The sequence below is a fragment of the Stenotrophomonas capsici genome (genome assembly GCF_034961085.1).
Classification (GTDB): domain Bacteria; phylum Pseudomonadota; class Gammaproteobacteria; order Xanthomonadales; family Xanthomonadaceae; genus Stenotrophomonas; species Stenotrophomonas capsici.
In genome coordinates this window covers 1-4,270 of the sequence record NZ_JAYFUH010000108.1, presented here as the reverse complement: position 1 = coordinate 4,270, position 4,270 = coordinate 1, and the positions used below count along the sequence as shown (strand labels likewise).

5 protein-coding genes are annotated in these 4,270 nt (G+C 70.1%); 1 reads left to right on the top strand and 4 read right to left on the bottom strand.

The genetic code is table 11. The features are described from left to right. Positions 1–1,012, bottom strand: a 1,012-nt coding sequence (locus tag VA603_RS09230; RefSeq protein ID WP_323438617.1) for an acetyl-CoA C-acyltransferase, incomplete at its 3' end; no start/stop codon positions are given. Between the two features lie 106 nt (positions 1,013–1,118). On the opposite strand from VA603_RS09230, the gene VA603_RS09225 reads away from it, so the two are divergent. Beyond that, the gene (locus VA603_RS09225; protein ID WP_132862368.1) at positions 1,119–2,006 is read left to right on the top strand and encodes a hypothetical protein; all 888 of its coding nucleotides are present in this window, start codon (positions 1,119–1,121) and stop codon (positions 2,004–2,006) included. A 132-nt stretch (positions 2,007–2,138) separates the two neighbouring features. Here the strand turns inward: VA603_RS09225 and VA603_RS09220 are convergent, their stop codons facing one another. The 3 genes from VA603_RS09220 to VA603_RS09210 all read right to left on the bottom strand — a co-directional run. After that, the gene (locus tag VA603_RS09220; RefSeq protein WP_132862367.1) at positions 2,139–2,762 is read right to left on the bottom strand and encodes a superoxide dismutase family protein; all 624 of its coding nucleotides are present in this window, start codon (positions 2,760–2,762) and stop codon (positions 2,139–2,141) included. Positions 2,763–2,806: 44 nt separating this feature from the next. Beyond that, entirely contained in the window at positions 2,807–3,376 is a 570-nt protein-coding gene (locus VA603_RS09215) for a superoxide dismutase family protein (RefSeq protein ID WP_132862366.1), read from the bottom strand. 41 nt (positions 3,377–3,417) lie between these two features. Then, positions 3,418–4,270: sigma 54-interacting transcriptional regulator (locus VA603_RS09210; RefSeq protein ID WP_323438616.1), on the bottom strand; the 853-nt coding region annotated here is incomplete at its 5' end.

The window sequence follows — 4,270 nt, the reverse complement described above, 5'->3', positions numbered from 1 at the left end:
CGAAGGCTTCATGGATTTCGTAGATGTCGAAATCCTGCAGGGTCAGGCCATTGCGCTTGAGCATTTCCGGCACGGCCACGGTCGGGGCCATCAGCAGGCCCTCGCCATGCACGAAATCCACCGCCGCCACCTGCGCGTCGCGCAGATACGCCAGCGGCGCATGCCCGTGCGCGCGTGCCCATTCCTCGCTGGCCAGCAGCACCGCGGCGGCGCCGTCGGTCAGCGGGGTGGAATTGGCGGCGGTCAGGGTGCCGCGGCCGGAAGTCTTGTCGAAGGCCGGCTTGAGCGTGGCCAGCTTTTCCAGCGAGGTGTCCGGGCGCAGGATGTTGTCGCGCTCCACGCCACGGAACGGTGCGATCAGGTCGTTGAAGAAGCCGCGCTCGTAGGCGGCGGCCAGCTTCTTGTGCGAGGACACCGCCCACTCGTCCTGCGAGTCACGCGAGATGTTCCACTCCTTGGCCATGTCCTCGCAGTGGTCACCCATGCTCTTGCCGGTACGCGGCTCGGCCACGCCGGGGAACTCGGGCTTGAGCTCGGAGAACTTGAAGCCCTTGGTCAGTGCGCGGAGCTTGTCGCCGGTGCTCTTGGCGCGGTTGGCCGCCAGCAGGCGTGCGCGCAGCTTCTTGCCATAGACGATCGGCACGTCGGAGGTGGTGTCCGAGCCGCCGCCGATGCCCGACTCGATCTGGCCCAGCGCGATCTTGTTGGCGACGGTGATGATGGTGTCCAGCGAGGTGCCGCAGGCACGCTGCAGGGTGATGCCCGGGGTCAGCGGCGACAGCCCGGAGGACAGCGCGGCCTCGCGGCCCAGGTTCCAGTCGCTGGGATGCTTGATCACCGCGCCCATCGCCACTTCGCCCAGCTGCTGGCCGTGCAGGCCGAACCGTTCAACCAGGGCGCCCAGCGTACGGACCGACATGCCAAGGTTGCCGACATCCGAGTAGGCGGTGTTCTGGCGGCAGAACGGAATGCGGACACCACCGAGGATGGCTACGGGACGAGCGCTGGTCATGCGGGTACCTGATGACTGGAATGTGAGTGCAACGTGGCCTGCACGCGATAGCAGGCATAATGGCGTTGAGTGTAGCTTCGAGCCCGTGACGGGCCAACCGCGAACCATGAGCAATTCCAACCCCGACATGAACGCACTGGGCGTACTGGCACTGGAACTGGCCGGTGGCCAGCAGCCGCGCAAGGCCGCGCTGTCCTCGGACCAGGCCGGCGAACTGGCCGCGCTGGTCGGCCGTGACCTGGCCAAGCTGGTGCCACAGGTCAGCGGCCTGGACCTGGTGTTCGCCGCGGCGCATTTCGACCCGGCCGAGGTGTTGCGCCCGGGCCTGCCGATCCATCGCCGCCTGGAAGAGCTGCAGGCGCGTGCGCCCGGCCGCAACCAGGGGCCGCGCCTGCTGGCCTTCGGTGCCGATGCCAACGGTGAGGTGCCGCTGCCGCTGCAGGCCGATCCGGGCCTGGTCGGCGGTGGGCTGCGGGTGGTGCCGTTCGTGTTGACCGGCACCGATACCGGGCTGCTGCAGGAAGCGCGTGATGCGCTGGAAGAGGTGCTGCTGGCCAACGGCATGGCGCAGCCGGACACCGCGCTGCTGGCGCAGACCGGGTTTGCCGCGCAGATCGAGCACGCACGCTATTTCACCTTCAACGACCTGGCCGCGATGATGGCCATGCAGTACGACAACCAGGGCCTGGCCGACCTGTGGCCGCTGCTGGAGACGGCGATGTTCGCGCCCGGTCAGGAGCAATGGCTGGAAGCCCCGCCGGAACCGCTGCTGCGTTATGTCGGTGGCGAAGTGCGCATGGCCTTGTTCGACCCGGCCGGCTGGTGCGCGCACTACGGCCATGAGCGCAATGCCTGCGACCGCCTGCAGCGGGTGTACGAGCAGTACCTGATGCGCCAGCGGCAGATGGCCGCGGTGCTGGAGGCGCATGGCATCGACGTGCTGTACGTGCATGTGCATGCCGGCCAGGACGCGAAGGCGCTGCTGGCGCACTGAGCGCCTTGCCGGGGTGAATGCAGAAGGGCCGCGCAAGCGGCCCTTTTGTTTGGAGCGGTTCGGCCCGGAGGCGAACCCCTCCCCCGCCCTCCCCTGCTGCGCAAGGGAGGGGGTTTGGAGCAGCGCGCCCGCTTACGGTGCCTTGTTGATCACCGCGCAAGCCAGGCGTGCGCCGGCATTGCCGGTCGGCTGGGTCTTGTAGTCGTCCGGGTCGGCATGGACGATCAGGCCGCGGCCGATGATGTCGAACGCATCGCCCTTGCCGGCATTGACGTTGCTGGCCACCGGGCCGTCGATGTGGGCGTTGCCCTGGGCATCGGCCTTGATGTTGGGCATGTCGCCGCCGTGGTGGGCGGTGGCGTCGATGCTGCCGTGTTCGCTGCTGCCCGGGTTGAAGTGGCCACCGGCACTGGTGCCGTCCGGCGCGCTGCAATCGCCCTTCTCGTGGATGTGGAAACCGTGCTCGCTGTCCGGCTGCAAGCCGCTGATGTCGCCGCTGGCGCGCAGCTGGCCGTCAACCACGGTGAAGCTGATGCTGCCCTTGACCGTGCTGTCCTTGGTCGGCTCCAGCTGGGCGACGGCGACCGGCGCGGCCATGGCCATGGCCGGCGGAGCGGCCGGATCAGCGGCCGGGGCCGCGGCGGCAGGTGCGTCGGCGGCCGGTTCGGCCGGGGCGGCATCGGGTTCTGCGCCCTGGTTGCAGGCGGTCAGCGCGAGCGCGCCGGCGAGGAACAACGTGGTGTGGATCAAACGCATGGTCTTGCTCCCTATGAATGGGTGGATCAGAGCGACAGGCGCATTCAGCGTACGACGCGGATCACCGCGCAGGCGACACGGGCACCGGCATTGCCGGCAGGCTGGCTACGGTAGTCGTCGGGTGCAGCGTGCACCACGAGGGCGCGACCGGCAATGTCGTTGACTGCGCCACCGCCGAGGGTGACGCCGCGCAGGTGAATGTCGACATTGGCCACGCCTTCGGCATTGGCCAGCAGGTTGTCCATGTCCCCGGCATGGTGCGCGCCGGCGCCGGCGCGGCCATGCGCCTGCGCGGTGGGGTTGAAGTGGCCGCCGGCACTGCTGGCGTCCACCGCGCTGCAATCGCCCTTCTCGTGCACGTGGAAGGCAGACGGCCGGCCGCGCGGCAGGCCACCCACCACGCCGGTGATATGCACGCCGCCGGCTTCGGGCACCAGCGCCAGGCGGCCGCTGACCAGGCTGGCCGAGGCCGGCGCGAGGTTGGCTTCGGCCATGCGTGCGGTGCTGACCGACGGTGGCGGCGGCGGCGCCTGCGGCCGGGGCGCGGGGCCGGAGCCACAGGCGGCCAGCAGCGCGGTGGCGGCCAGGGCAGTCAGGGGAAGATGGATGCGCATTGGAATCTCCTTGCTACGAACGTTTGCCCGGTGTCGTGCGCTCAGCTGCCGCGGCGACGGCCCGGGCCCAGTTTGCGGGTGACGGTGTTACGGCCCAGTCCCAGCCGGGCGGCGGCATCGGCGCGGTGGCCATCGGTGAATGCCAGCGCGGCCTCCAGCAGCACCGTGTCCAGGCGCTCGCGGGCCTCGGCGTGCAGGCCCATGGCACCTTCGGCCAGGCGCTGGCGCGCCCAGGCTTCCAGCGCACGGTCCCAGTGTTCCGGCGACAACGCGGGACCACCGCGCGGGCTGCGTCCGCCGCGGGCCAGCGCGGCGCGGACATCCTCGGCCGACACGGTGTCGGCCACCGCCAGCGCAGCCAGGCGCCAGCACACGTTCTCCAGCTCGCGCACGTTGCCCGGCCAGGCGTGCTCGCGCAGCACCTGCACGGCGGGCGCGGACAGGCGCTTGGGCGGCATGTCCAGCCGTCGTGCGGCATTGGCCAGGAAGGTCTCGGCCAACTGCGGCACATCGGCCAGGCGCTCGCGCAGCGGTGGCAGCAGCAGGCGCACCATGTCCAGCCGGTGCAGCAGGTCGGCACGGAAGCGGCCCTGCTCGACCAGTGCCTCCAGGTCCTGGTGGGTGGCGGCGACCACGCGCACATCGACATGGATCAGCTCGCGCCCGCCGACGCGGAAGAACTCGCCCTCGGCCAGCACGCGCAGCAGGCGGGTCTGCAGCGGCAGCGGCATGTCGCCGATCTCGTCCAGGAACAGCGTGCCGCCATCGGCCTGCTCGAAGCGGCCGATATGGCGCTTGTGCGCGCCGGTGAACGCGCCGGCCTCATGCCCGAACAGTTCGCTTTCCAGCAGTTCGGCCGGGATGGCGGCGGTGTTCAAGGCCACGAACGGCCCC

Coding starts and splice junctions, on each gene's coding strand:
- VA603_RS09225 (WP_132862368.1), top strand. CDS start 1,119: ATGAGCAATTCCAACCCCGACATGAACGCACTGGGCGTACTGGCACTG.
- VA603_RS09220 (WP_132862367.1), bottom strand. CDS start 2,762: ATGCGTTTGATCCACACCACGTTGTTCCTCGCCGGCGCGCTCGCGCTG.
- VA603_RS09215 (WP_132862366.1), bottom strand. CDS start 3,376: ATGCGCATCCATCTTCCCCTGACTGCCCTGGCCGCCACCGCGCTGCTG.